This window comes from Mycobacterium sp. (genome assembly GCF_035314905.1).
Taxonomy (GTDB): Bacteria; Actinomycetota; Actinomycetes; order Mycobacteriales; family Mycobacteriaceae; genus Mycobacterium.
On sequence record NZ_DATFYW010000094.1, the window covers coordinates 1 to 23,012 of the forward strand.

At 68.3% G+C, this 23,012-nt stretch carries 21 protein-coding genes, 2 tRNA genes and 1 pseudogene; 15 read left to right on the forward strand and 9 right to left on the reverse strand.

Going from position 1 to position 23,012, the window contains the following annotated elements; genetic code table 11:
• From VKG81_RS07090 to VKG81_RS07100, 3 genes and pseudogenes are all read right to left on the reverse strand, one after another.
• Positions 1 to 308, reverse strand: a pseudogene (locus VKG81_RS07090) (molecular chaperone); the annotation flags it as partial.
• Positions 274 to 915, reverse strand: coding sequence for a hypothetical protein (locus VKG81_RS07095; RefSeq protein ID WP_324395127.1), 642 nt, complete (start codon positions 913 to 915; stop codon positions 274 to 276). The pseudogene VKG81_RS07090 and the gene VKG81_RS07095, both read right to left, overlap by 35 nt.
• Positions 916 to 973: 58 nt before the next feature.
• Entirely contained in the window at positions 974 to 1,633 is a 660-nt protein-coding gene (locus tag VKG81_RS07100; RefSeq protein WP_324395128.1) for an amino acid-binding protein, read from the reverse strand.
• A 68-nt stretch (positions 1,634 to 1,701) separates the two neighbouring features.
• On the opposite strand from VKG81_RS07100, the gene gatC reads away from it, so the two are divergent.
• From gatC to gatB, 4 genes are read left to right on the forward strand one after another with little or no spacing between them, the layout of a single operon-like run.
• The gene (gatC, locus tag VKG81_RS07105; RefSeq protein WP_324395129.1) at positions 1,702 to 2,001 is read left to right on the forward strand and encodes an Asp-tRNA(Asn)/Glu-tRNA(Gln) amidotransferase subunit GatC; all 300 of its coding nucleotides are present in this window, start codon (positions 1,702 to 1,704) and stop codon (positions 1,999 to 2,001) included.
• Entirely contained in the window at positions 1,998 to 3,476 is a 1,479-nt protein-coding gene (gene gatA / locus VKG81_RS07110; RefSeq protein WP_324395130.1) for an Asp-tRNA(Asn)/Glu-tRNA(Gln) amidotransferase subunit GatA, read from the forward strand. The genes gatC and gatA overlap by 4 nt, the downstream gene beginning before the upstream one ends.
• A gap of 43 nt (positions 3,477 to 3,519) precedes the next feature.
• Positions 3,520 to 4,551 (forward strand): ATP-dependent 6-phosphofructokinase, encoded by a 1,032-nt coding sequence (locus tag VKG81_RS07115; RefSeq protein WP_324395131.1) that lies wholly within the window; start codon positions 3,520 to 3,522, stop codon positions 4,549 to 4,551.
• A 23-nt stretch (positions 4,552 to 4,574) separates the two neighbouring features.
• Positions 4,575 to 6,080, forward strand: coding sequence for an Asp-tRNA(Asn)/Glu-tRNA(Gln) amidotransferase subunit GatB (gene gatB, locus VKG81_RS07120; RefSeq protein ID WP_324395132.1), 1,506 nt, complete (start codon positions 4,575 to 4,577; stop codon positions 6,078 to 6,080).
• 62 nt (positions 6,081 to 6,142) lie between these two features.
• On the opposite strand, the gene VKG81_RS07125 is transcribed toward gatB, so the two are convergent.
• Positions 6,143 to 7,264, reverse strand: a complete 1,122-nt coding sequence (locus VKG81_RS07125) for a PQQ-dependent sugar dehydrogenase (protein ID WP_324395133.1) — start codon at positions 7,262 to 7,264, stop codon at positions 6,143 to 6,145.
• Between the two features lie 148 nt (positions 7,265 to 7,412).
• On the opposite strand from VKG81_RS07125, the gene VKG81_RS07130 reads away from it, so the two are divergent.
• The gene (locus VKG81_RS07130; RefSeq protein WP_324395134.1) at positions 7,413 to 8,228 is read left to right on the forward strand and encodes a DoxX family protein; all 816 of its coding nucleotides are present in this window, start codon (positions 7,413 to 7,415) and stop codon (positions 8,226 to 8,228) included.
• 7 nt (positions 8,229 to 8,235) lie between these two features.
• Here the strand turns inward: VKG81_RS07130 and VKG81_RS07135 are convergent, their stop codons facing one another.
• Entirely contained in the window at positions 8,236 to 8,631 is a 396-nt protein-coding gene (locus VKG81_RS07135) for a PH domain-containing protein (protein WP_324395135.1), read from the reverse strand.
• A 238-nt stretch (positions 8,632 to 8,869) separates the two neighbouring features.
• Here VKG81_RS07135 and VKG81_RS07140 point away from each other — a divergent pair, with 238 nt between their 5' ends.
• From VKG81_RS07140 to ilvC, 3 genes are read left to right on the forward strand one after another with little or no spacing between them, the layout of a single operon-like run.
• Positions 8,870 to 10,699: an acetolactate synthase large subunit gene (locus VKG81_RS07140; protein ID WP_324395136.1), complete on the forward strand. Its 1,830-nt coding sequence runs from the start codon at positions 8,870 to 8,872 to the stop codon at positions 10,697 to 10,699.
• Positions 10,699 to 11,202, forward strand: coding sequence for an acetolactate synthase small subunit (ilvN, locus tag VKG81_RS07145; protein WP_324395137.1), 504 nt, complete (start codon positions 10,699 to 10,701; stop codon positions 11,200 to 11,202). Before VKG81_RS07140 ends, ilvN begins: the two co-directional genes overlap by 1 nt.
• A gap of 57 nt (positions 11,203 to 11,259) precedes the next feature.
• Positions 11,260 to 12,261, forward strand: coding sequence for a ketol-acid reductoisomerase (gene ilvC / locus VKG81_RS07150; protein WP_324395163.1), 1,002 nt, complete (start codon positions 11,260 to 11,262; stop codon positions 12,259 to 12,261).
• Between the two features lie 134 nt (positions 12,262 to 12,395).
• Here ilvC and VKG81_RS07155 read toward each other — a convergent pair whose 3' ends face one another.
• Positions 12,396 to 13,829, reverse strand: coding sequence for an NAD(P)/FAD-dependent oxidoreductase (locus VKG81_RS07155; protein ID WP_324395164.1), 1,434 nt, complete (start codon positions 13,827 to 13,829; stop codon positions 12,396 to 12,398).
• A 30-nt stretch (positions 13,830 to 13,859) separates the two neighbouring features.
• On the opposite strand from VKG81_RS07155, the gene serA reads away from it, so the two are divergent.
• On the forward strand, positions 13,860 to 15,446 hold the full coding sequence (serA, locus tag VKG81_RS07160) for a phosphoglycerate dehydrogenase (RefSeq protein ID WP_324395138.1): 1,587 nt from the start codon (positions 13,860 to 13,862) through the stop codon (positions 15,444 to 15,446).
• On the forward strand, positions 15,443 to 16,456 hold the full coding sequence (locus VKG81_RS07165; protein ID WP_324395139.1) for a 3-isopropylmalate dehydrogenase: 1,014 nt from the start codon (positions 15,443 to 15,445) through the stop codon (positions 16,454 to 16,456). Before serA ends, VKG81_RS07165 begins: the two co-directional genes overlap by 4 nt.
• Here VKG81_RS07165 and VKG81_RS07170 read toward each other — a convergent pair.
• On the reverse strand, positions 16,453 to 17,640 hold the full coding sequence (locus VKG81_RS07170; RefSeq protein WP_324395140.1) for an MFS transporter: 1,188 nt from the start codon (positions 17,638 to 17,640) through the stop codon (positions 16,453 to 16,455). The genes VKG81_RS07165 and VKG81_RS07170 overlap by 4 nt on opposite strands.
• Positions 17,641 to 17,744: 104 nt before the next feature.
• Between VKG81_RS07170 and VKG81_RS07175 the strand changes: the two genes are divergently transcribed.
• From VKG81_RS07175 to VKG81_RS07190, 4 genes are all read left to right on the forward strand, one after another.
• Positions 17,745 to 18,536, forward strand: coding sequence for a fumarylacetoacetate hydrolase family protein (locus VKG81_RS07175; RefSeq protein WP_324395141.1), 792 nt, complete (start codon positions 17,745 to 17,747; stop codon positions 18,534 to 18,536).
• Positions 18,533 to 20,002 carry a glutamate--tRNA ligase gene (gene gltX / locus VKG81_RS07180; protein ID WP_324395142.1) on the forward strand — a complete coding sequence of 490 codons (1,470 nt, stop codon included), beginning with the start codon at positions 18,533 to 18,535 and terminating at the stop codon, positions 20,000 to 20,002. Before VKG81_RS07175 ends, gltX begins: the two co-directional genes overlap by 4 nt.
• 96 nt (positions 20,003 to 20,098) lie before the next feature.
• A tRNA-Gln gene (locus tag VKG81_RS07185) sits at positions 20,099 to 20,170 on the forward strand.
• 56 nt (positions 20,171 to 20,226) lie between these two features.
• Positions 20,227 to 20,299: transfer RNA gene (locus VKG81_RS07190), tRNA-Glu, on the forward strand.
• Here the strand turns inward: VKG81_RS07190 and VKG81_RS07195 are convergent.
• Both VKG81_RS07195 and VKG81_RS07200 read right to left on the reverse strand, forming a co-directional pair.
• Entirely contained in the window at positions 20,297 to 20,812 is a 516-nt protein-coding gene (locus tag VKG81_RS07195; RefSeq protein ID WP_324395143.1) for a PPOX class F420-dependent oxidoreductase, read from the reverse strand. The genes VKG81_RS07190 and VKG81_RS07195 overlap by 3 nt on opposite strands.
• Positions 20,813 to 20,832: 20 nt before the next feature.
• Positions 20,833 to 21,534, reverse strand: coding sequence for an IclR family transcriptional regulator (locus VKG81_RS07200; RefSeq protein ID WP_324395144.1), 702 nt, complete (start codon positions 21,532 to 21,534; stop codon positions 20,833 to 20,835).
• 39 nt (positions 21,535 to 21,573) lie between these two features.
• Between VKG81_RS07200 and leuC the strand changes: the two genes are divergently transcribed.
• Entirely contained in the window at positions 21,574 to 23,004 is a 1,431-nt protein-coding gene (gene leuC, locus VKG81_RS07205; RefSeq protein WP_324395145.1) for a 3-isopropylmalate dehydratase large subunit, read from the forward strand.
• The last annotated feature ends 8 nt before the right edge of the window (positions 23,005 to 23,012 follow it).

Below are 23,012 nucleotides of genomic sequence, written 5' to 3' on the forward strand. Positions count from 1 at the left end.
GCGCCGCCGCCCACGGACGCGACCGCGGCGAGATCCGACGGCCGAACCCCGTTGCGGGCCAACGTCTCATGCACGACGCTCATGAATTCCGCCAATGGACCGCGGATCTCGTCCTCGAGCTCGGCGCGGGTGAGGCGGACGGTGCCGCCGAATCCCGGCAGGTCGGCTAGCAACGTCGTGACTGGGGTTGCCGACAGCCGCTCTTTCGCGCCGCGGCATTCCGCCCGCAGCTGCGCCAGCGAACCGAGTGCCGCGGTACCTGAGAACCCCGCGTCATCGGGAACGTCGGCGAGAACGTGTTTGAGCAACGCGTGGTCGATCAGATCGCCGGAGAGGTCGGTGCGGCGCGGTCGGCCCGATCGGGCGTAAACCGTCTCCGGCGTCGGCCAACGTGACACTTGTGCCTGTGCCTGCGAAGTCGCACAGCGCGACCACCCCCCGCGCCGGAAGGCCGGGCTGGTGTGCCAGCGCGTTGAGCCCGGCCGCTGCGTCCGGCATCAGCGGGACCGCACCGGCGGCCGCCGACCACTCCGGCAGCGCGGCCAACGCGCGGCGGAGCGCCGCAACCGCGGTCGCCGACCAGTGCGCAGGGAACGCGACGGTCGCGGGCTGCGCCGGCGGCAGCCCATCGGCGATCGCGTACATCAGCGCGCACAACGCGTCGGCCACCAGCGCGTCGGCGCGGTGCGCGGAGCCGTCGGAAGCCACGAGCCGCACCGGGTTGCCGACGCGGTCGACGAAGTCGGTGAGCACCTGCCCACGCCGGTCGATATCGGGGTTCTGGAAGGGCACGCCCAGCTCCGGTGGCCGATGGCGGTACAGCGTCAGCACCGAACGCCGCGTCGCGGTCGCGCCACGCGAAGCGACGGCTGCAAAATTGGTGGCCCCGATCGACAGGCCGATCCGCTCTGTCATGTCAACACGTCTAACGGCGAAGAGCTGTCGGCTATTACGCCGTGACGACCGCTGTGCGCTACCGCAAAATCGTCGCGACGATGCCGGCCAGGTAGCCGAGCCGCGCCACCTCCGACGGACGAAAGTCTGGGCCGCCGGGACGGCCGAGCATCACCGCGGTGCGCGGCTCGCCGAGCGGCGCCGCCGCCAGCGTCGTATCCATATCCCGCCACACCTGCGGCACCCAGTCGGCGGTGCCGTCCAACGCGGCGGCGTGGTCGAGGGGCAGCCACGGCGCCGAAGCGGCCAGCGTCTCCGGTGCGCCGGGGCTGCCGACGACCCGATCAAGTCCCCCGTCATTGAGCCGCAGCACAGTGCACCAGCCCACGCGCAGCACCCGGGGCGCTTCGTCGGCGAGCACCTGCAGCTTGGCCATCCGGTCGCCGCCTGCCGCGATGTGGTCGATCAACTCGAGTTCGCGGTGCGCCTCCAGCAGGCCGGTGTGCGGGCGGATGCTGTCCACCCGCACACCGTTGAGCGCCTCCGCCGCGGTTATCAGCATGTCCGGCATCCCCCCGGGCGGCAGGTCGACCACCAGGTCATCGATCGCGCATCCCGACATCCTCTCCACCACGTCCAGCGACAGGATGTCGGCACCTACCGACCCGAGAGCCACGGCCAGTGAACCGAGGCTGCCCGGTCGATCGACCAGCTGGATCCGCAGCAGATACGAAGGCACGCGCACACTGTCGCACAGCCCGGTCTGCTCAGCATTCCGGCGAGCGCGGCCCGATAGGCTTGGCGCTCGTGTCCCAGATCTCCCGCGATGAGGTGGCTCATCTGGCCAGGCTCGCCCGCCTGGCGCTGACCGACGCCGAATTGGACAGTTTTGCCGGACAGCTCGACGCGATCCTGGGTTACGTCAGCCAGATCCAGTCCGTCGACGTGTCTGGCGTGGAACCGACGGACAATCCGCTCAAGGCCGTCAACGTGATGCGCCCAGACGTGGTCGAACCGTCGCTGCCGCGGGAGCAGGTGCTGGCCGACGCGCCTGAGGCGGTCGACGGCCGATTCGCGGTCCCGCGGATCCTCGGAGAGCCCGAATGAGCGACATCATCAGGCTCGACGCCGCGACCCTGGCCGACAAGATCGCGCGGCGCGAATTGTCGTCGGTCGAGGTGACGCGGGCCTGCCTGGACCAGATCGAGGCCACCGACGACCAGTACCGAGCGTTTTTGCATGTGGCCGCCGATCAGGCGCTGGCCGACGCCGCACGAGTCGACGCCGCGGTCGCCGCCGGGGAGGACGTGGCCCCGCTGGCCGGGGTCCCGCTGGCGCTCAAGGACGTGTTCACCACCACCGACATGCCGACCACCTGCGGCTCCAGGATCCTCGAAGGCTGGCACCCGCCTTACGACGCAACCGTCACGCTACGGCTGCGAGCCGCCGGTATCCCGATCCTCGGCAAGACCAACATGGACGAGTTCGCGATGGGCTCGTCGACGGAGAACTCCGCATACGGCCCGACCCGCAACCCGTGGAACGTCGACCGGGTGCCCGGCGGCTCGGGCGGCGGCAGCGCGGCGGCACTGGCCGCGTTCCAGGCGCCGCTGGCGATCGGCTCCGATACCGGGGGGTCGATCCGGCAGCCAGCAGCGCTGACCGCGACCGTCGGCGTCAAACCGACCTACGGCACGGTGTCGCGCTACGGACTGGTGGCCTGCGCGTCGTCGCTGGACCAGGGCGGACCGTGTGCACGCACGGTGCTCGACACCGCGCTGCTGCACGCGGTGATCGCCGGGCACGACGCGAAAGACTCCACCTCCATCGACGCCCAGGTTCCTGACGTCGTCGCCGCGGCCCGCGCGGGCGCCCGCGGCGATCTACGCGGTGTGCGCATCGGGGTGGTCAGCCAGCTACGGGGCGACGGCTACCAGGCCGGTGTGCTCGAATCGTTCAACGCAGCCGTCGAGCAGCTCAAAGCGCTCGGTGCCGAGGTCAGCGAGGTGTCCTGTCCGCATTTCGACCACGCGCTGGCGGCCTACTACCTGATCCTGCCGTCGGAGGTGTCGTCGAACCTGGCCCGCTTCGACGGGATGCGTTACGGGCTGCGCGTCGGCGACGACGGCTCCCACAGCGCGGAAGAGGTGATGGCCCTGACCCGCGCGGCCGGCTTCGGCCCGGAGGTCAAGCGCCGCATCATGATCGGAAGTTACGCGCTGTCGGCGGGCTATTACGAGGCGTATTACAACCGGGCGCAGAAGGTCCGCACACTCATCGCCCGCGACCTCGATGAGGCGTACCAGCGCGTGGACGTGCTGGTATCGCCGGCCACACCGACGACCGCGTTCCGGCTCGGCGAGAAGGTCGATGATCCACTGGCGATGTACCTGTTCGATCTGTGCACGTTGCCGCTGAACCTGGCCGGCCACAGCGGAATGTCGGTGCCGTCGGGCCTTTCGCCCGACGACTCGCTGCCGGTGGGCCTGCAGATCATGGCCCCGGCGCTGGCCGACGACCGGCTCTACCGAGTCGGCGCAGCGTACGAAGCCGCCCGGGGTCCGTTGCCGACGGCCATCTGACGATCGCGCTGCCCGCGCCACGGGCAGGGGGGAAGATGGCGGCATGCGGATCGGAATCCTGACCGGTGGAGGGGATTGTCCCGGGCTGAACGCGGTGATCCGAGCGGTCGTGCGCACCTGCGACGCGCGCTACGGCTCGTCGGTCGTCGGGTTTCAGGACGGCTGGCGCGGGCTGCTGGAGAACCGTCGCATCCAGCTCAAGAACGACGACCGCAACGACAGGCTGCTGGCCAAGGGCGGCACGGTGCTCGGCACCGCCCGGGTGCACCCGGAGAAATTGCGGACCGGGCTCGACCAGATCAAGCAGACACTGGACGACAACGGCATCGACGTGCTGATCCCGATCGGCGGCGAGGGGACGCTGACTGCCGCGCACTGGCTCTCCGAAGAGAATGTCCCCGTGATCGGGGTGCCCAAGACCATCGACAACGACATCGATTGCACCGACGTGACTTTCGGCCACGACACCGCGCTGACAATCGCGACCGAGGCGATCGACCGGCTGCACAGCACGGCTGAGTCGCACCAACGCGTGATGCTGGTCGAGGTGATGGGCCGCCACGCCGGCTGGATCGCGTTGAATGCGGGGCTGGCCTCGGGCGCGCACATGACCCTGATCCCCGAGGTGCCGTTCGACATCGAGGAAGTCTGCCGACTGGTCAAGGGCCGCTTCCAGCGGGGCGACTCGCACTTCATCTGCGTGGTGGCCGAAGGCGCCAAACCCGCCAGGGGCTCGATGCAGCTGCGGGAGGGCGGCCTCGACGAGTTCGGGCACGAGCGGTTCACCGGGGTCGCCGCACAGCTGGCGATCGAGGTCGAAAAGCGCATCAAGAAAGAGGTGCGGACCACGGTGCTGGGCCACGTGCAGCGCGGCGGAACGCCCACCGCGTATGACCGCGTGCTCGCGACCCGGTTCGGCGTGAACGCCGCCGACGCGGCCCATGCCGGCGAGTACGGGATGATGGTCTCGCTGCGCGGCCAGGACATCGGCAGGGTGCCGTTGGCCGACGCAACTCGACAGCTCAAGCTGGTGCCGCAGAGCCGCTACGACGACGCCGCGGCGTTCTTCGGCTGAGCCCGGTTACTAAAATTGCGACTATGACCATCGCTCGCGCGGCCGAACTCCTCGACTACGACTACGTCATCGCGCAATTCGACCCGGTACTCGGCCTCGAGGTTCATGTCGAGTTGTCGACCGCAACCAAGATGTTCTGCGGGTGCGTGAACGCTTTCGGTGGCGAACCCAACACCAACGTGTGCCCGGTATGCCTGGGGTTGCCGGGATCGCTGCCGGTGCTCAACGCCGCCGCGGTGGAGTCGGCGATCCGGATCGGGCTCGCGCTGAACTGCCAGATCGTGCCGTGGTGCCGGTTCGCCCGGAAGAACTACTTCTACCCGGACATGCCGAAGAATTACCAGATTTCGCAGTACGACGAGCCGATCGCGGTCAACGGGTACCTCGACGTGCCGCTGGACGAGGGCAGCACGTTCCGGGTGGAGATCGAGCGTGCGCACATGGAAGAAGACACCGGCAAGCTGACCCATCTGGGCAGCGAGACCGGTCGCATCGCGGGGGCGACGATGTCGCTGCTCGACTACAACCGGGCCGGCGTGCCGCTGATCGAGATCGTCACCAAGCCGATCGTCGGCGCTGGTGCGCGCGCGCCCGAGACCGCGCGCGCATATGTGACGGCATTGCGGGAGCTCTTGCTCGCGCTGGGAGTATCCGACGTGCGGATGGACCAGGGTTCGATGCGATGCGACGCTAACGTGTCGCTGATGCCCACCGGAACAACGGAATTCGGAATCCGCACGGAGACCAAGAACGTCAACTCGCTCAAGAGCGTCGAGGTCGCCGTCCGCTACGAGATGCGCCGGCAGGCCGCAGTTTTGACCAACGGCGGTCGAGTCACGCAGGAAACCCGCCACTTCCACGAGGATGGGTACACCTCGCCAGGACGCAGCAAGGAATCCGCGCAGGACTACCGCTACTTCCCAGAACCCGACCTGGAGCCGGTCGCTCCCGGCGCCGAGCTGGTGGACCAGCTGGCCCACACGCTCCCCGAGCTGCCGTGGCTGCGGCGCAAGCGCATTCAGCAGCAATGGGCCGTGTCCGACGAGGTGATGCGCGACCTCGTCAACGCCGGAGCGGTCGAGCTGGTGGCGGCCACCGTCGAACGTGGCGCCTCCAGCGAGGCAGCCCGCGCGTGGTGGGGAAACTTCCTGGTGCAGAAGGCCAATGAGGCCGACGTCGAATTGGGCCAACTGCGGATCACGCCGGGGCAGGTGGCCGCGGTGGTGCGCCTTACCGACGAGGGCAAGCTGTCGAACAAGCTGGCCCGCCAAGTCGTCGAGGGTGTGTTGGCCGGGGAGGGGGAGCCCGAGCAGGTGATGGTTGCGCGCGGGCTGGAACTCGTGCGAGACGACTCGCTGATCCAGGCCGCGGTGGACGAGGCGCTGGCCGCCAATCCGGACATCGTCGAGAAGATCCGCGGCGGCAAGGTGCAGGCGGCCGGTGCGATCGTCGGCGCGGTGATGAAAGCCACCAAGGGCCAGGCCGACGCCGCCCGTGTGCGCGAATTGGTGTTGGCGGCCTGTAGCTGACTTGGGCCGGCTGAGAGCACCGGGACGTCAGCCGTCAGGTACTGACCGGGCGGCGGCGCAGGCTAGACGATGTCGTCGTTGCTGCGCGGGAAGCCGCCGCCCTGCGGGAACAACGGGAACACCACGTCGTCGAGTTTCTCGGCGTCGCCGAACGTCTTGTTGACCGTCGCGCCCCATACGTTGCCGTCGGGCGCCACCTCGAGCGCCCAGGCGTGACCGTGCTGGTCCTGGCGCACCACCTCCGGCTGCCCGGTGACCGCACCCGTGCCGGGCGCCAGTCGCACAGCGACGGTCTGCTTCGTGTTGATCAGGTTCACCAGCACCGTGCCATCCAGCGCGGCGCAACCCGCCACCCCGGGCTTGTCTGGCCATGTCCAGACCGTCGACTGCTTGGAGTCAGCGGTGATCCGCTGCAGCCGGTCGGCGGTGGGGGTGCGGTCGGTGATGTACAGCGAGCCGTCGGCGGGGTCGGTGCACAGGCCACCGGCTGAGCCCATGCCGCTCATCGCCGTGGTCACCGGGGCCTGGTTGACGGTTGTCGGCTGCTCGATCCGGATCAGCTTTCCGGCCGGCGACTTGGGATCCGCCGCCAGCGCCGGGTTGCCGGTGTCGCCAGTGAGTACGTCGAGGGTCGTCGGGCTGGTGAAGATCAGCGCACCCCTGTTGCCGGTCGGGCCCTTGGGAATGCCGGTGAGGATGTCCTTGGGGATGTCGTCGTCGGCGATGCGGATCACCCGATTGTCGGTGGGCGTGCTCACGTAGGCGTACATCAGCCGGTCCTGCGAGTAGGTCGGCGACAGCACGATGTCCATGAGGCCGCCGTCGCCGGACGGGTCGACGGGGATAACGGTCTTGACCTTGGGTTCGGCGCTGACCGACACCTCTTTGACGGCGCCCGTGGTGCGTTCGGCGACCAGCGCCGACTTGCTGTTCGGGCCCATGATCAGGCCGCTGGTGCTGTCCAGGCAGCCCTGCATCACGCCGGGGGCGGGGCACTGCTTCGGGAAGGGCTGCGGTGGCAGCGGCGGCGGGGGTGGCGGCGTCGACGACGGCGCCGGTTTGAGCTCCGGCGCGGTGGTGAACGGGGCCGATTGGGCATTGTCGAACCTGGCGCAGCCGGTCGCCAGCAGCCCCGCGGCGCACAGCGCCACCAGCGCACCCTTGACCGGCCCGCGCACCCGCATGCCCGCCAGGTTACGGACAGTTCCGCTGCGCACGCCACGTTGACTCTCCGTGACTCTTGTGCAGTTCCGGATACCGGGGAGGTAAAGGTGAGGTGACGGCGCGGTCTAAATCCGCGATTCGGGCCTTCGTTGCACTTACGCTGACACCGTGACCAGTCACCCGCATGACCCCAGCGCCTGGCAACGGCCCAGTTCGGCAAGCCTGGTCGACCCTGAAGACGACCTGCCCTCCGCGACGTACGGGGGCGATTTCGAGACCACCACCATTCCGCATTACAACGCCGACAACCCGGTTCCCAGCCGCCGCGGGCTGGGGTTGTTGAGTGACCCTGAGCCGCTGCCGTACGTCCAGCCGGATACGGCCGGGCGGCACGCGGCACCCGCACCGGCCGAGGTCATGCATGACGAGTACATCGACGACCGGGTGCGCGCGGCCGGCCGCCGCGGCACTCAGGACCTGGGTCTGCTGCTGCTGCGCGTCGGTGTCGGGGTGATCCTCGTCGCGCACGGCCTGCAGAAGGCGTTCGGCTGGTGGGGTGGGCAGGGGCTGGCCGGGTTCAGGAACTCGCTGTCGGACTTGGGCTACCAGCACGCCGACATCCTGACGTATCTGGGCGCAGGCACCCAGATTGCGGCCGGGGTGCTGCTCGTGCTGGGGCTGTTGACCCCGGTGGCCGGTGCGGCGGCGCTGGCCTACCTGCTCAATGGCGTGCTGGCCAGCATCGCCGCCCAGCACGACGGAGGGTACTTCGCGTTCTTCCTGCCGAACGCCAACGCGTACCAGGTGCTGATGATCGTCGCGCTGGCCGCGATCATCCTGGTGGGGCCCGGGCGCTACGGCTTTGACGCGGGACGGGGCTGGGCGCGCCGGCCATTCATCGGATCGTTCGTTGCGCTACTGCTGGGCATCGGCGGCGGCGTCGCGGCATGGGTGCTGCTCAACGGCCACAACCCGCTGAGCTGAGCCGGCGTCAGCGCGCGTACGGGTTGGGCACCCGGCCACCACTGACCTCCGCCAGTTCCGGCAACGTGGCGAACGTGACGGCGGGCAATCGCAATTCCTTGCCGGCTTTCAGCTGCGCGCGCGCCCACGAGCCTTTGACGAACCGCAATCCCTCGATGTCGCCCCAGGCGACGGTGCGGCTGCCGAGCAGCGTGCGGACCGTGACCGAGTGTGGGTCGGCCACCGTCCTCAGCCGCACGATCAACGCCGAGAGCAGCACCGGGATCGCCAGCAGCGGCGCGGTCACCGGCCAGGTGAGCACGGGCACCAGCAGACCCAGCGTGAAGAAGCCGACCGCAATGTGCGCGATCGGGGAAATCCTGATCACGACCGGCGCGGGCGCGGTGGAGGGTTCGCTGGCCATACCAGCATCATTCCACTGGTGACGAATTTGACCTTTGACCAGTGCGGCGACTACCGTCGGGTGCTATGCAGGCAAGCGGATTGCTCGTAGTAATTGGTCGGCGCGTTGGTGTGTAGCCCGGCCTAGCCAGCAACCACCGACGCGCAACCCTCGTGCAGCGGCAGACGCTGCCGGGGGTTTTTTGTTGTCCGAGTACCACGAACGATCACACCATGAACACGAGAACAAAGAGGACACCGTGAGGGCACCCACCACGCGACCACCGGACCGGACCGCCCCGGCGCCGCCCGGAAACGGGTCGGATCAGGTCAAACGAGTTGCGCCGCAACAGCTTACCGGCGCTCACGCGGTAATCCGGTCACTGGAGGAGCTTGGCGTCGAGGTGATCTTCGGTATCCCCGGCGGCGCAGTGCTTCCGGTGTACGACCCGCTGTTCGACTCACAACAGCTGCGCCACGTGCTCGTCCGCCATGAGCAGGGCGCCGGTCACGCGGCCAGCGGCTACGCACACGCGACCGGCCGTGTCGGCGTGTGCATGGCGACCTCCGGGCCGGGCGCGACCAACCTGGTCACCCCGCTCGCCGACGCGCAGATGGATTCGGTTCCGGTGGTGGCCATCACGGGTCAGGTCGGCCGGGCGCTGATCGGCACCGACGCGTTCCAGGAAGCCGACATCTCCGGTATCACGATGCCGATCACCAAGCACAACTTCCTGGTGCGCAGCGGCGACGACATCCCGCAGGTCATCGCCGAGGCCTTCCACATCGCCTCCAGCGGCCGGCCCGGTGCGGTCCTGGTCGACATCCCGAAGGACGTGCTGCAGGGCGTGTGCACGTTCAGCTGGCCGCCCCGACTGGAGCTGCCCGGCTACCGGCCGACCACCAAGCCGCACACCAAGCAGATTCGGGCGGCGGCGAAGCTGATCCCCGCGGCGCGCAAGCCGGTGCTGTACGTCGGCGGAGGCGCGATTCGCGGCGACGCCAGCGCGGAGCTGCTCGATCTGGCCGAACTGACCGGCATTCCCGTCGTGACCACGCTGATGGCGCGTGGCGCGTTCCCCGACAGCCACCCGCAGAACCTCGGCATGCCCGGCATGCACGGCACCGTCGCGGCGGTCGCGGCGCTGCAACGCAGCGACCTGATCATCGCGCTCGGCGCGCGCTTCGATGACCGGGTGACCGGCAAGCTGGATTCCTTCGCCCCCGAGGCCAAGGTGATCCACGCCGACATCGACCCGGCCGAGATCGGCAAGAACCGCAACGCCGACGTGCCGATCGTCGGCGACGTGAAGGCCGTGATCACCGAGCTGATCGAGGCGCTACGCACGACGAGCAACGTCGCCGCCAACCTGGACAGCTGGTGGCAGTACCTGCGCGGCGTGCAGAACACCTATCCGCTGAGCTATGGCCCGCAGAGCGACGGCAGCCTCAGCCCGGAATACGTGATCCAGTCGATCGGCAAGCTCGCCGGGCCGGATGCGGTGTATGTCGCAGGCGTCGGTCAGCACCAGATGTGGGCAGCGCAGTTCATCTCTTATGAGAACCCGCGCACGTGGATCAACTCCGGCGGCCTCGGCACGATGGGCTTCGCGATCCCTGCCGCGATGGGGGCCAAGCTCGCGCGACCCGAGGCCGAGGTGTGGGCCATCGACGGTGACGGCTGCTTCCAGATGACCAACCAGGAGCTGGCCACGTGCGCAATCGAGGGTGCGCCGATCAAGGTCGCCGTCATCAACAACGGCAACCTTGGCATGGTGCGGCAATGGCAGACACTGTTCTATGAGGAGCGGTACTCGCAGACCAACCTGGCCACCCACTCGCACCGGATACCGGACTTCGTCAAGCTGGCCGAGGCGCTGGGGTGCGTCGGATTGCGTTGCGAGCGTGAGGAAGACGTCGTCGATGTGATCAATCAGGCTCGGGCTATCAACGACCGCCCGGTGGTCATCGACTTCATCGTCGGCGCCGACGCGCAGGTATGGCCCATGGTCGCGGCGGGCACCGGCAACGACGAGATCCAGGCCGCCCGCGGCATCCGTCCGCTGTTCGACGACGAGGATCTGGTCTAGTGACGATCTCCACGCACACGCTGTCGGTGCTCGTCGAGGACAAACCCGGCGTGCTGGCCCGTGTCGCGTCGCTGTTCTCGCGGCGCGGCTTCAACATTCAGTCGTTGGCGGTTGGTGCCACCGAACAGAAGAACATGTCGCGGATGACGATCGTCGTCACGGTCGAGGACCTGCCGCTCGAACAGGTGAGCAAGCAGCTCCACAAGTTGATCAACGTGATCAAGGTCGTGGAGCAGGACGAGGACAACTCGGTGGCCCGTGAGCTGGTGCTGATCAAGGTCCGCGCCGACGCCGGCACCCGCGGCCAGGTGATCGAAGCCGCGAACTTGTTCCGGGCCAAGGTGATCGACGTATCTACGGAGTCATTGGTCATCGAGACCACCGGCACGCCTGCCAAGATCGAGGCGCTGCTGCGGGTACTCGAGCCCTATGGCATCCGCGAGATCGTCCAATCCGGACTGGTGTCGATGTCGCGCGGTCCGCGCGCCATCACGGGTAGGTAAAGCTGAAGGACTCCGAAAAGCGCCAACCTAGACAGAGGAAAGACTGTGGCAGTTGAGATGTTCTATGACGATGACGCCGACCTTTCGATCATCCAGGGACGCAGGGTGGGTGTGATCGGTTACGGCAGCCAGGGGCACGCTCATTCGCTCAGCCTGCGGGACTCGGGCGTGCAGGTGAAGGTTGGCCTGCGCGAGGGATCGAGGTCACGCGAGAAGGTCGCCGAGCAGGGCCTGGAGGTCGACACGCCGGCGGAGGTCGCCAAGTGGGCTGACTTGATCATGCTGCTGGCGCCCGACACCGCGCAGGCTGACATCTTCAAGAACGAGATCGAGCCGCACCTGGAACCGGGCAATGCGCTGTTCTTCGGCCACGGCCTCAACATCCACTTCGGGCTGATCAAGCCGCCCGCCGATGTCACGGTCGGGATGGTGGCCCCCAAGGGGCCCGGCCACCTGGTACGCCGTCAGTTCGTCGACGGCAAAGGTGTTCCGTGCCTGGTTGCGGTCGAACAGGATCCGACGGGCGAGGGTCTGGCGCTGGCGTTGTCGTACGCCAAGGGCATCGGCGGCACCCGCGCCGGCGTCATCAAGACCACGTTCAAGGACGAGACCGAGACCGACTTGTTCGGTGAGCAGGCCGTGTTGTGCGGCGGCACCGAGGAATTGGTGAAGACCGGGTTCGACGTGATGGTGGAGGCCGGCTATGCGCCCGAGCTGGCCTATTTCGAGGTGCTGCACGAGCTCAAGCTCATCGTCGACCTGATGTACGAGGGCGGGATCGCGCGGATGAACTACTCGGTCTCCGACACCGCGGAATTCGGCGGATACCTGTCGGGGCCACGCATCATCGACGCAGGAACCAAGGAGCGCATGGAGCAGATCCTGAGTGAGATTCAGGACGGCACCTTCGTCAAGAAGCTGGTGGCCAATGTCGAGGGCGGCAACAGGGAGCTCGAAGAACTGCGCAAGCGCAACGCCGAGCACCCGATCGAGGTCACCGGCAAGAAACTGCGCGGCCTGATGAGCTGGGTGGACCGCCCGATCACCGAAACCGCCTGAGTTTCACGCGGTTGGCCCCTGGGCCCACAGGCCGCCGAGCGAGTCGATGACCGTTCTGAATTGCGATGACGGCGAGCAGAATCGGGTCGGTCCTTGGTGGCGTAATAGTTCACCGTCCAGGCTCGCAAGCTTTGTCACGGTGTCAGGCCAGGTGGCCGGTCAACGCCGAACTCGCGGCGCAACATCGACCGCGCCGCGTAATAGCCGGCCATGCCGTGCACTCCGGCTCCCGGTGGTGTGGCCGACGAACACAGGTAGACGCCACGAAGCGGGGTGGACCAGGGGTTGAGCCGCGGCGTCGGGCCGGCAAGCGCACGCCATGCGTCGTTGCCGCCTACCGCGATGTCGCCGCCGACGTAGTTGGCGTTGTGTTCGGCCATCCGCGCCGCCGGCACGCTGCGGGCCGCGACGACGACGTCGCGAAAGCCGGGGGCGAATCGCTCGATCGTCGCGGTGACGGCCTCGGTCTGGTCAACCGGCGAACCCGGCGGCACATGTGCGTAGGTCCAGAAGGGCCGCAGACCCTTCGGGTCGACGCGGCCGGGGTCGGCGATGTGCGGCAGTGCGGCCAATACCATCGGCCGGTCGGCATGCCGGCCGGCCGCTACGGCGGCCTCAGCCTCGGCCATCTGAGCGCGGGTCCCGCCGAGGTGAAACGTCACCGCGTCGGCCAGGCGGGGGTCGCTCCACGGCACGTCGCCTGACAGCACGAAATCGACCTTGGCCACACCCGCACCGAATCGGTAGCGCCGCAGCCGGTTTGCGTAGTCAGACGGCAATGCCTCTCCGTAGGCGGAAAGCAGCGCGGTGGGCGCGGTGTCGAACAGCGCCACACCGTCCAAAGGTTCGGTGACCTGCACGCCGCAGTGCAATTCCCCCCCGTGCGAGCGCAGGTCGGCGATCAGCGCGTCGGCGATCACCTGGCTGCCGCCAACCGGTATGGGCCAGCCCACGGTGTGCGCCAAGGTGGCCAAGAGCATCCCCGCGCCCGCAGACGTCAGCGACGGAAGCCGTGAAATCGTGTGTGCCGCGACACCGGTGAACAGCGCCTCGGCGTCATCTCCCGTCAGCGACATGTTCCACGCCGGGGTGCCCTGCCCGAGCATGCGTAGGCCGAGGCGCGCCATCGTCAGCAGATCGGTGGGCAGCGACCGTTTGTCACCGAGCAGGAAGCCGGTGACGGTGTCGTCGTGGGAGACCAGCGGACCCAGAAGCCGCCGCCAGGACTTGCCGTCGTCGAGGCCGTCGCACGTACGGTCCAGGTCGCGGTACGCGATCGCCGCCCGGCGACCCTCGAACGGATTGGCGTAGGAGATGTCGGGCACCACCAGCGTCACACCGCGGGCGGCCAGGTCGAACTCCGCGAAGAACGGGGAGGCCAGCGCCAGCGGGTGAACGGCCGAGCACACGTCGTGTGTGACGCCGGGATGGTCCGGGTCGGCGGCCGTGCGCGACCCGCCTCCCAGCGTCGGTTGCGCCTCCAATACCTGCACCGACAGCCCGGCCCGGGCGCATACCACGGCGGCCGCGAGGCCGTTGGGGCCGCTGCCGACCACGGTGACGTCCACCCGCTCAGTCAACCGCATTAGGCTGGCCGGGTGAGCCTGCCCGTTGTGTTGATCGCAGACAAACTCGCGGAATCCACTGTCGCGGCGCTGGGTGACCAGGTCGAAGTCCGCTGGGTCGAGGGCCCGAACCGGGACAAGCTGCTGGCCGCGGTGCCCGAGGCCGACGCGCTGCTAGTCCGCTCGGCGACCACCGTCGACGCCGACGTGCTCGCGGCCGCACCGAAGCTCAAGATCGTCGCGCGCGCCGGGGTCGGCCTCGACAACGTCGATGTCGACGCCGCGACGTCCCGCGGCGTGCTCGTCGTCAATGCGCCGACGTCGAACATCCACAGCGCCGCCGAGCACGCGATCGCGCTGCTTCTGGCCGCGGCCCGCGAGATCCCGGCCGCCGACGCGTCGCTGCGCGAGCACACCTGGAAGCGCTCGTCGTTCTCGGGCACCGAAATCTTCGGCAAGACGGTCGGAGTCGTCGGGCTGGGCCGCATCGGCCAACTGGTGGCGCAGCGGCTCGCCGCGTTCGGCACCGAGGTGGTCGCGTACGACCCGTATGTGTCCTCCGCCCGCGCGGCGCAGCTCGGCATCGAGTTGCTCTCCCTCGACGAGCTGCTGAACCGCTCGGACTTCATCTCCGTACACCTGCCGAAGACCCCCGAGACGGCCGGCCTCATCGACAAGGAGGCGCTGGCCAAGACCAAGCCGGGCGTGATCATCGTCAACGCCGCCCGTGGCGGCCTGATCGACGAGGAGGCGCTCGCCGAGGCGGTGCGCAGCGGACACGTTCGCGCCGCAGGCATCGACGTGTTCTCCAAGGAGCCGGCCACCGCCAGCCCGCTCTTGAACCTGCCGCAAGTCGTCGTCACGCCGCACCTCGGGGCGTCGACCGCCGAGGCGCAGGACCGGGCGGGCACCGACGTCGCGGCCAGCGTCAGGCTGGCCCTGGCCGGGGAGTTCGTGCCGGACGCGGTCAACATCGGCGGCGGTGTGGTCGGTGAAGAAGTCGCGCCCTGGCTCGATCTGGTGCGCAAGCTGGGGGTGCTGGTGGGCGCGCTTTCCACAGAATTGCCGACTTCGCTGTCGGTGCAGGTCCGCGGTGAACTGGCGTCCGAAGATGTGGGTGTGCTTCGCCTCTCGGCGCTGCGCGGACTGTTCTCGGCGGTGATCGAGGACCAGGTGACATTCGTCAACGCGCCCGCGCTGGCCGCGGAGCGTGGCGTCGAAGCCAGCATCAGCACGGCGTCGGAGAGCCCGAACCACCGCAGCGTCGTCGACGTGCGCGCGGTGGGTGCCGACGGTTCGGTGACCAACGTGGCCGGCACGCTGTCGGGCCCAGCGCTGGTACAGAAGATCGTCCAGATCAACGGCCGCAACTTCGACCTGCGTGCCGAAGGCATCAACTTGATCATCAATTACATCGATCAGCCCGGGGCGCTGGGCAAGATCGGCACGCTGCTCGGATCCGCCGACGTGAACATCCACGCCGCCCAGCTCAGCGAGGACGCGCACGGCCCCGGCGCGACGATCCTGCTGCGGCTGGACCAGCGCCCGCCAGACGACGTACTGGCAGCGATCCGTCCGGCCGTCGACGCGGGGCTCCTGGAAGTCGTGGACTTGTCGTGAAACTGGCGATCATCGCCGGCGACGGCATCGGCCCGGAGGTCATCAGCGAGGCGGTGAAGGTGCTCGACGCGGTGCTGCCCGACGACGTCGAGAAGACCAGCTACGACCTGGGTGCGCGGCGCTATCACGCGACCGGCGAAGTGCTGCCCGACTCGGTGCTCGAGGAGCTACGGGCCCACGACGCGATCCTGCTGGGCGCGATCGGCGACCCGTCGGTGCCCAGCGGCGTGCTGGAGCGGGGCCTGCTGCTCAAAGCGCGGTTCGCCCTCGACCACCACATCAATCTGCGACCGTCGCGGCTGTACCCAGGCGTGGCGAGCCCGCTCGCCGGAGTGAAGGACATCGACTTCGTCGTGGTCCGTGAGGGCACCGAAGGCCCCTACACCGGCACCGGTGGTGCGATCCGCGTTGGCACACCCCACGAGGTCGCGACCGAGGTCAGCGTCAACACCGCCTACGGCGTGCGCCGCGTGGTCCAGGACGCGTTCCAGCGGGCGCTGCAGCGCCGCAGGCACCTGACGCTGGTGCACAAGAACAACGTACTGACCTACGCCGGTGGGCTCTGGTGGCGGACCGTGCAGGAGGTCGCGCAGGAGTATCCGCAGGTCGAGGTCGCCTATCAGCACATCGACGCGGCCACGATCCACATGGTGACCGACCCGGGCCGGTTCGACGTGATCGTCACCGACAACCTGTTCGGCGACATCATCACCGACCTGGCCGCCGCGGTGTGCGGGGGGATCGGGTTAGCCGCCAGCGGCAACATCGACGCCACGCGGGTGAACCCGTCGATGTTCGAGCCGGTGCACGGCAGCGCACCCGACATCGCCGGCAAGGGCATCGCCGACCCGACCGCGGCGATCATGTCCGTTGCGCTGTTGTTGTCGCACGTGGGCGAGGAGGACGCCGCGGCCCGGGTGGACAAGGCGGTGGAGGCCCATCTGGCCACCCGCGGCGAGGCGCACTTCTCGACCGGCGAGATCGGCGACCGGATCGTGGCCCGGCTCTAAACATCGATGCTCGCGCGGACCGGCACGAGCGGCAGCGCGATCACCGGGAACAGCGCGCACGCGGCGAACGCCAACGGGTAGCCCGCGGCGCTGATCAAGCCGCCGAACAGCGGCGGCGCGATGCCAGCGGTCAGCAGTTGGCTGGTGTTCTGGGTGCCCAGCGCGCGGCCGCTCCAGAACGGGCCCGCAATCTCGGCGATCGCGGTGAAGGCCAGCCCGTTGTCGCTGACGGTGATCACCGACGCCGCGATCATCACCGCGACGCTGACCGGGGAATGCAGCAGGTCGGTCACCGCGAGCAGCCCCATCGCAAGGGCCGCAGCGATCGCGATCGTGCGGATCGGTCGCAGCCGGGACCCGACGCGGTCCGACCACCGGCCCGCCGCCACCCGGCCCATTGCCCCGAGGACCTGGGCGGCGGTCACAAGCGCGCCTGCCGCGCCTGCCGACCAGCCACGGTCAGAGATCAGCCACACCAAGGTGAACGTCCACACGACGACCTGCGGCACCACCAGCAGCACCGACACGGCATGGATCCGCCACAGCAGACCCGAGCCGCGATACGGGTTCATCAGGTGTTCCTCTGGTGCCTGCTCCCGGGGCGGCCGCGGGGGATCGATCACGCCGATCGCGCTGACCACCGCCGACGCAACGCACACCACCGCGGGGAAAAGGAGCGCCGCACCGATGCCGTGGCTCTGCGCCAGCCGCGGGATCACCAGCGCCCCGAGGCCCACGCCGAGCGGCTGGGCGGTCTGCCTGATGCCCATCGCCAGCCCACGTTGCCGCGGTGGGAACCAGCCGACCACCAGCCGGCCGCTGGCAGAGTTGCTGCTGGCCGCGGCCATGCCGCCAAGAAGCAGGAACGCGCCGACCAGCAGCAGCGAATCCGCGGCCGCCGCCGCGAAGGCCGCCGCAGCGGTGAGCGCCGACCCCAGCGCCAACACGATGCGCTCGCCGACTCGGTCGACAACATAGCCCCATGCGATCAGCGTCACCACCATGCCGAGGCTGGGCGTAGACGACAGCAGGCCCGCATGCGCGAGATTCAGGCCGTGCTCGGTGTGCAACGTGGGAATCAGGAATGCGGCGCCGTTGATGAACACGTTGGCGAACATCGTCGACGCCAGCGCGATCGCCAGCATCGACCAGCGGCGCACCGTGCTGATGTCGTCGACGGGCACGACCCGATCGTCGCACAGGCGTTCTCAAGATGCTGAATCAGCATCTCATGATATGGACGCGAGCCAGTGTCGGCGCGTCATCGGTGGGCGGCTAGGCTTCGATGATGCGCATTGGTCGAATCGCCAGCCCGGACGGAGTGGCCTTCGTCAGCATCGAAGGCGAGCCGGGTGACGGCCCGGGGGATCAGACGGCACGCGAAATCGCCGAGCATCCGTTCGGCACACCGGCGTTCACTGGGCGGCAGTGGCCGCTGGCCGACGTGCGGCTGCTGGCCCCCATCCTTGCGAGCAAGGTGGTCTGCATCGGCAAGAACTACGCCGCGCACATCACCGAGATGGGCGGCGAAAAGTTCGAGGATCCGGTGATATTCCTCAAGCCCAATACCGCGATCGTGGGGCCGAATGCGCCGATCGTGCTGCCGCCCGCCACCAATCCGGTGCATCACGAGGGTGAACTGGCGGCCGTGATCGGCCGGCCGTGCAAGGACGTCCCTGCCGCGCGTGTCGCGGAGAACATCCTCGGGTACACGATCGCCAACGACGTGACGGCGCGCGACGAGCAGCGCAAGGACGGGCAGTGGACACGCGCCAAAGGGCACGACACGTTCTGCCCGGTCGGTCCGTGGATCGTCACCGACGTCGACCCGTCTGATCTCGACCTGCGCACCGAGGTGAACGGCGAACTGCGCCAGCACAGCCGGACGTCGCTGATGATCCACGACGTGGGCGCGATCGTCGAGTTCGTCTCGGCGGTGATGACGTTGCTGCCCGGCGATCTGATCCTGACCGGCACCCCGGAGGGAGTAGGACCGATCGAGCACGGCGACGCCGTGAGCATCACAATCGAGGGCATCGGCACTATGGCGAATCCTGTTGTCCGCAAGGGAAGGTCATGACCGACAGGGTCCGCGTCAGGTTCTGCCCATCGCCTACCGGCACGCCGCACGTCGGGTTGATCCGCACCGCGCTTTTCAACTGGGCCTATGCGCGGCACTGCGACGGCGACTTCGTGTTCCGCATCGAGGACACCGACGTTGCCCGCGACAGCGAGGAAAGCTACCTCGCGCTGCTCGATGCGCTGCGCTGGCTGGGGCTGGACTGGGATGAGGGTCCCGAGGTCGGTGGCCCGTACGGCCCGTACCGGCAGTCGGAGCGCAGCGAGATATATCGCGACGTCGTGCAGCGACTGCTCGACGCGGGGGAGGCATACGAAGCCTACTCAACTCCCGAGGAGGTCGAGGCGCGTCATCTGGCCGCGGGCCGAAATCCGAAGCTGGGGTACGACAACTACGACCGCAAGCTCACCGCCGCGCAGCGCGCGGCCTATCACGCCGACGGCCGCCGTCCGGTGGTGCGGCTGCGGATGCCGGACGAGGACTTGCGTTGGCATGACATGGTGCGCGGCGAGACCACGTTCACGGCGGGCACGGTGCCGGACTTCGCGCTGACACGTGCCACCGGAGATCCGTTGTACACCTTGGTTAACCCGGTCGACGACGCACTGATGGAGATCACGCACGTGCTGCGCGGCGAAGACCTGCTGCCGTCCACGCCGCGCCAGATCGCGCTGTACCGGGCGCTGATCCGGCTGGGAATCGCCAACCGCGTTCCCGAATTTGGACATTTGCCAACGGTCTTGGGCGAAGGAACAAAGAAGCTGTCAAAGCGTGACCCACAGTCCAACCTGTTCGGGCATCGCGAGCGCGGCTTCATCCCGGAGGGCCTGCTGAATTACCTTGCCCTGTTGGGTTGGTCGATCGCGCCCGACCGTGACGTGTTCAGCCTGCCGGAGATGGTGGCCGCGTTCGACGTGACCGACGTCAACCCGAATCCCGCACGGTTCGACCAGCAGAAAGCCTACGCGATCAACGCCGAGCACATCCGGCTGCTCGACCCCGACGATTTCGCCGCCCGGCTGCGGGAATATCTGACCGCCCACGGTCATGACACCGGGCTGAGCGACGAGCAGTTCGCTGAGGCAGCGCGCCTGGTCCAGACGCGGATCGTGGTGCTCGGCGACGCGTGGGGGCTGCTGAAGTTCTTCGACGACAACGCCTACGTCATCGAGGAAGGGGCCGCGGTCAAAGAACTCGGTCCGGACGCCGGAGAAGTCCTCGAGGCCGCGTTGGCGGCACTGCAAGGACTGGCTGACTGGTCGGCCCCCGAGATCGAGACCGCGCTCAAAACGGCGCTGCTGGACGACATGGGCCTCAAGCCGCGCAAGGCATTCGGCCCGATCCGGGTGGCGGCCACGGGGTCAACGATCAGCCCGCCGCTCTTCGAGTCGCTGGAACTGCTGGGCCGCGACCGCACGCTGGCGCGGTTAGGTAACGCTCGCCGGCTCGCGACTTCGGAGGCGTGAAATCTCGCGGCGGAATCTTTGGTAGTCTGCACGTCGGCCCGCGTGGGCCGGTGGCAGCGGAATAAACGCCTCTGACCAGCGGTTCTGGGTTCCCGGTGGGGTATGGTGTAATTGGCAACACAGCTGATTCTGGTTCAGCCATTCTAGGTTCGAGTCCTGGTACCCCAGCGATGAGCCGATTGCGGCGGGTGGTTCGCCTTCGGCTATGCTGACAACTCGGTTCCGGCCCCGTCGTCTAGCGGCCTAGGACGCCGCCCTCTCACGGCGGTAGCGTGGGTTCGAATCCCATCGGGGCTACTTTTTGAGCGCCGGCCTGTTGGCCGGCGCGGTCGATCCGGCCAGCGGCATGGCGGGTAGGCCCAGCTTGCGGTGATCCCACGACCTGACGCGTTTGACCACCAGGCGCACCGCAACGCGCTTGTGCATCATCATCTCGACGGCCTGCCGCTGGTCCTCGGTATAGGGCCCGGTGTAGCGCTCCCACACGCTGACCCCAACCCGGAACACGGCCCGGGGATCCTCGACGATCTGCGCGGTGCCCTCGAACGAGACGCCGCGCAGCGTGTCATAGGTCTGGCCGTCCTCGAGCAGGAAGGTGATGCGCGGGTCGCGGCCCAGGTTGACCGCCTTCTGTGACTTCGCCTTGGTCTCGAACCAGATCTCGCCGTCGACAACGGCGTACCACATCGCCGTGAGGTGGGGTTGGCCGTCGCGGCCGATCGTGGCGAGGGTGCCGGCGCGACTGGAGGCGACGAAGTCGACGATCTCGGCGTCTGTCATCACGATCTGTGCGCGTTGCTTGGTGCCCATGCGGTGAGTCTGTCAGGCCTCTACAGCCGACGTGTCAGGGCCTCTGACGCGGCGAGCAGGTCCGCCGCCCACCGAGCGCCGGGGCGGCGGCCCATTCGGTCAATCGGCCCGGACACGGACACCGCCGCGATCACATTGCCGCGTCCGTCGCGCACGGGCGCAGACACGCTCGCCACCCCCGGCTCGCGCTCGGCGGCGCTTTGGGCCCAACCACGGCGGCGCACCTCCGCCAGCGTGCGATCGGTGAATTTCGCAGTGGGCAGCACGGCCTGCTGAGTCGCGGGGTCGCTGTAGGCCAGCAGCACCTTGGCGCCCGAGCCCGCGGTCATCGGCAACCGGGTCCCGACCGGCACCGTATCCCGAAGTCCCGCAGGTGGTTCCATTGCAGCGACACATACCCGCAAGGTGCCCTCACGTCGGTACAGTTGCACGCTCTCGCCGGTGATTTCGCGCAGCCGGGGCAGCACCGCCGCGCCGGCGGCCAGCAGCGGATCGTGGACGTGCCCGGCCAATTCGCTGACCGCGGGGCCGAGCCGCCAGCGCCCCTGGCCGTCGCGGGCCAGCAGCCGATGCGTCTCCAATCCCGCCGCGAGTCGGTGTGCGGTCGCGCGGGGAAGCCCGGTCCGCTCGCACAACTCGGCCAGACCACACGGCGCCTCGGCCACCGTGTGCAGCACGCCCACGGCTTTGTCCAGCACGCCGATGCCGCTATCCTGTCTCATAGAGAGATACTAACGTCCCAGAATGTGAGAATGCCAGCCATGGTCAGTTCCGGTCAGCCGCGCACGATGGCAGAAAAGGTGTGGGACTCGCACGTGGTAGCGCGCGGCAGTGGCAGCGGCGCGTCTCGTGAACCCGACCTGATCTACATCGACCTTCATCTGGTGCACGAGGTCACCAGCCCGCAGGCGTTCGACGGGCTGCGATTGGCAGGGCGCCCGGTCCGCCGGGCTGATCTGACCATCGCCACCGAAGACCACAATGTGCCGACCATCGACATCGACAAGCCGATCGCGGACCCGGTGTCGCGCACTCAGGTCGAAACGCTGAGGCGCAACTGTGCCGAATTCGGCATCCGGTCGCATCCGATGGGTGACGCCGAGCAAGGCATCGTCCACATCATCGGTCCGCAACTGGGGCTGACGCAACCGGGCATGACGATCGTGTGTGGCGACAGCCATACCTCCACCCACGGCGCGTTCGGCGCGCTGGCGATGGGCATCGGCACGTCGGAGGTCGAGCACGTGCTCGCCACGCAGACGTTGCCGCTGCAGCCGTTTCGGACGATGGCGGTGAACGTGGACGGCGAGTTGCCGCCCGGCGTGACGGCCAAAGACATCATTCTGGCGGTGATCGCCGAGATCGGGACCGGCGGCGGGCAGGGCCACGTCATCGAATACCGCGGCAGCACGATCGAGTCGCTGTCGATGGAGGGCCGGATGACGATCTGCAACATGAGCATCGAAGCCGGTGCCCGCGCCGGGATGATTGCGCCCGACGATACGACATACGCGTACCTTCGCGGACGCGCTCACGCGCCGTCCGGCGCCAAGTGGGATGCCGCGGTCACCGCTTGGGACCGCCTGCGCACCGACGACGGTGCCGAATTCGACACCGAGTTCTATCTCAATGCGACGACGCTGAGCCCGTTCGTCACGTGGGGCACCAACCCAGGCCAGGGGGTGCCGCTTTCGGCCTCGGTGCCCGACCCCGAGTTGATCACCGACGAGGGGGCGCGGCGTGACGCGGAGAAGGCATTGGCGTACATGAACCTTCGACCCGGCACGCCGATGCGTGACATCGCCGTCGACACCGTGTTCGTCGGCTCGTGCACCAACGGCCGGATCGAGGATTTGCGCGTTGTCGCCGACGTCCTTCATGGCCGCAGGGTGGCCGACGGGGTGCGGATGCTCATCGTCCCCGGCTCCATGCGGGTGCGCGCCCAGGCCGAATCCGAGGGACTGGGTGAGATATTCACCGCCGCCGGAGCACAGTGGCGGCAGGCCGGCTGCTCGATGTGTCTAGGCATGAATCCGGACCAGCTCTCACCCGGCCAGCGCTGTGCGTCGACTTCGAACCGCAACTTCGAGGGCCGCCAGGGCAAGGGCGGCCGCACGCATCTGGCGTCGCCGGCCGTGGCCGCCGCGACCGCCGTGCGTGGCACGCTGTCCGCTCCGGCCGACCTGAATTAGGAGAACCG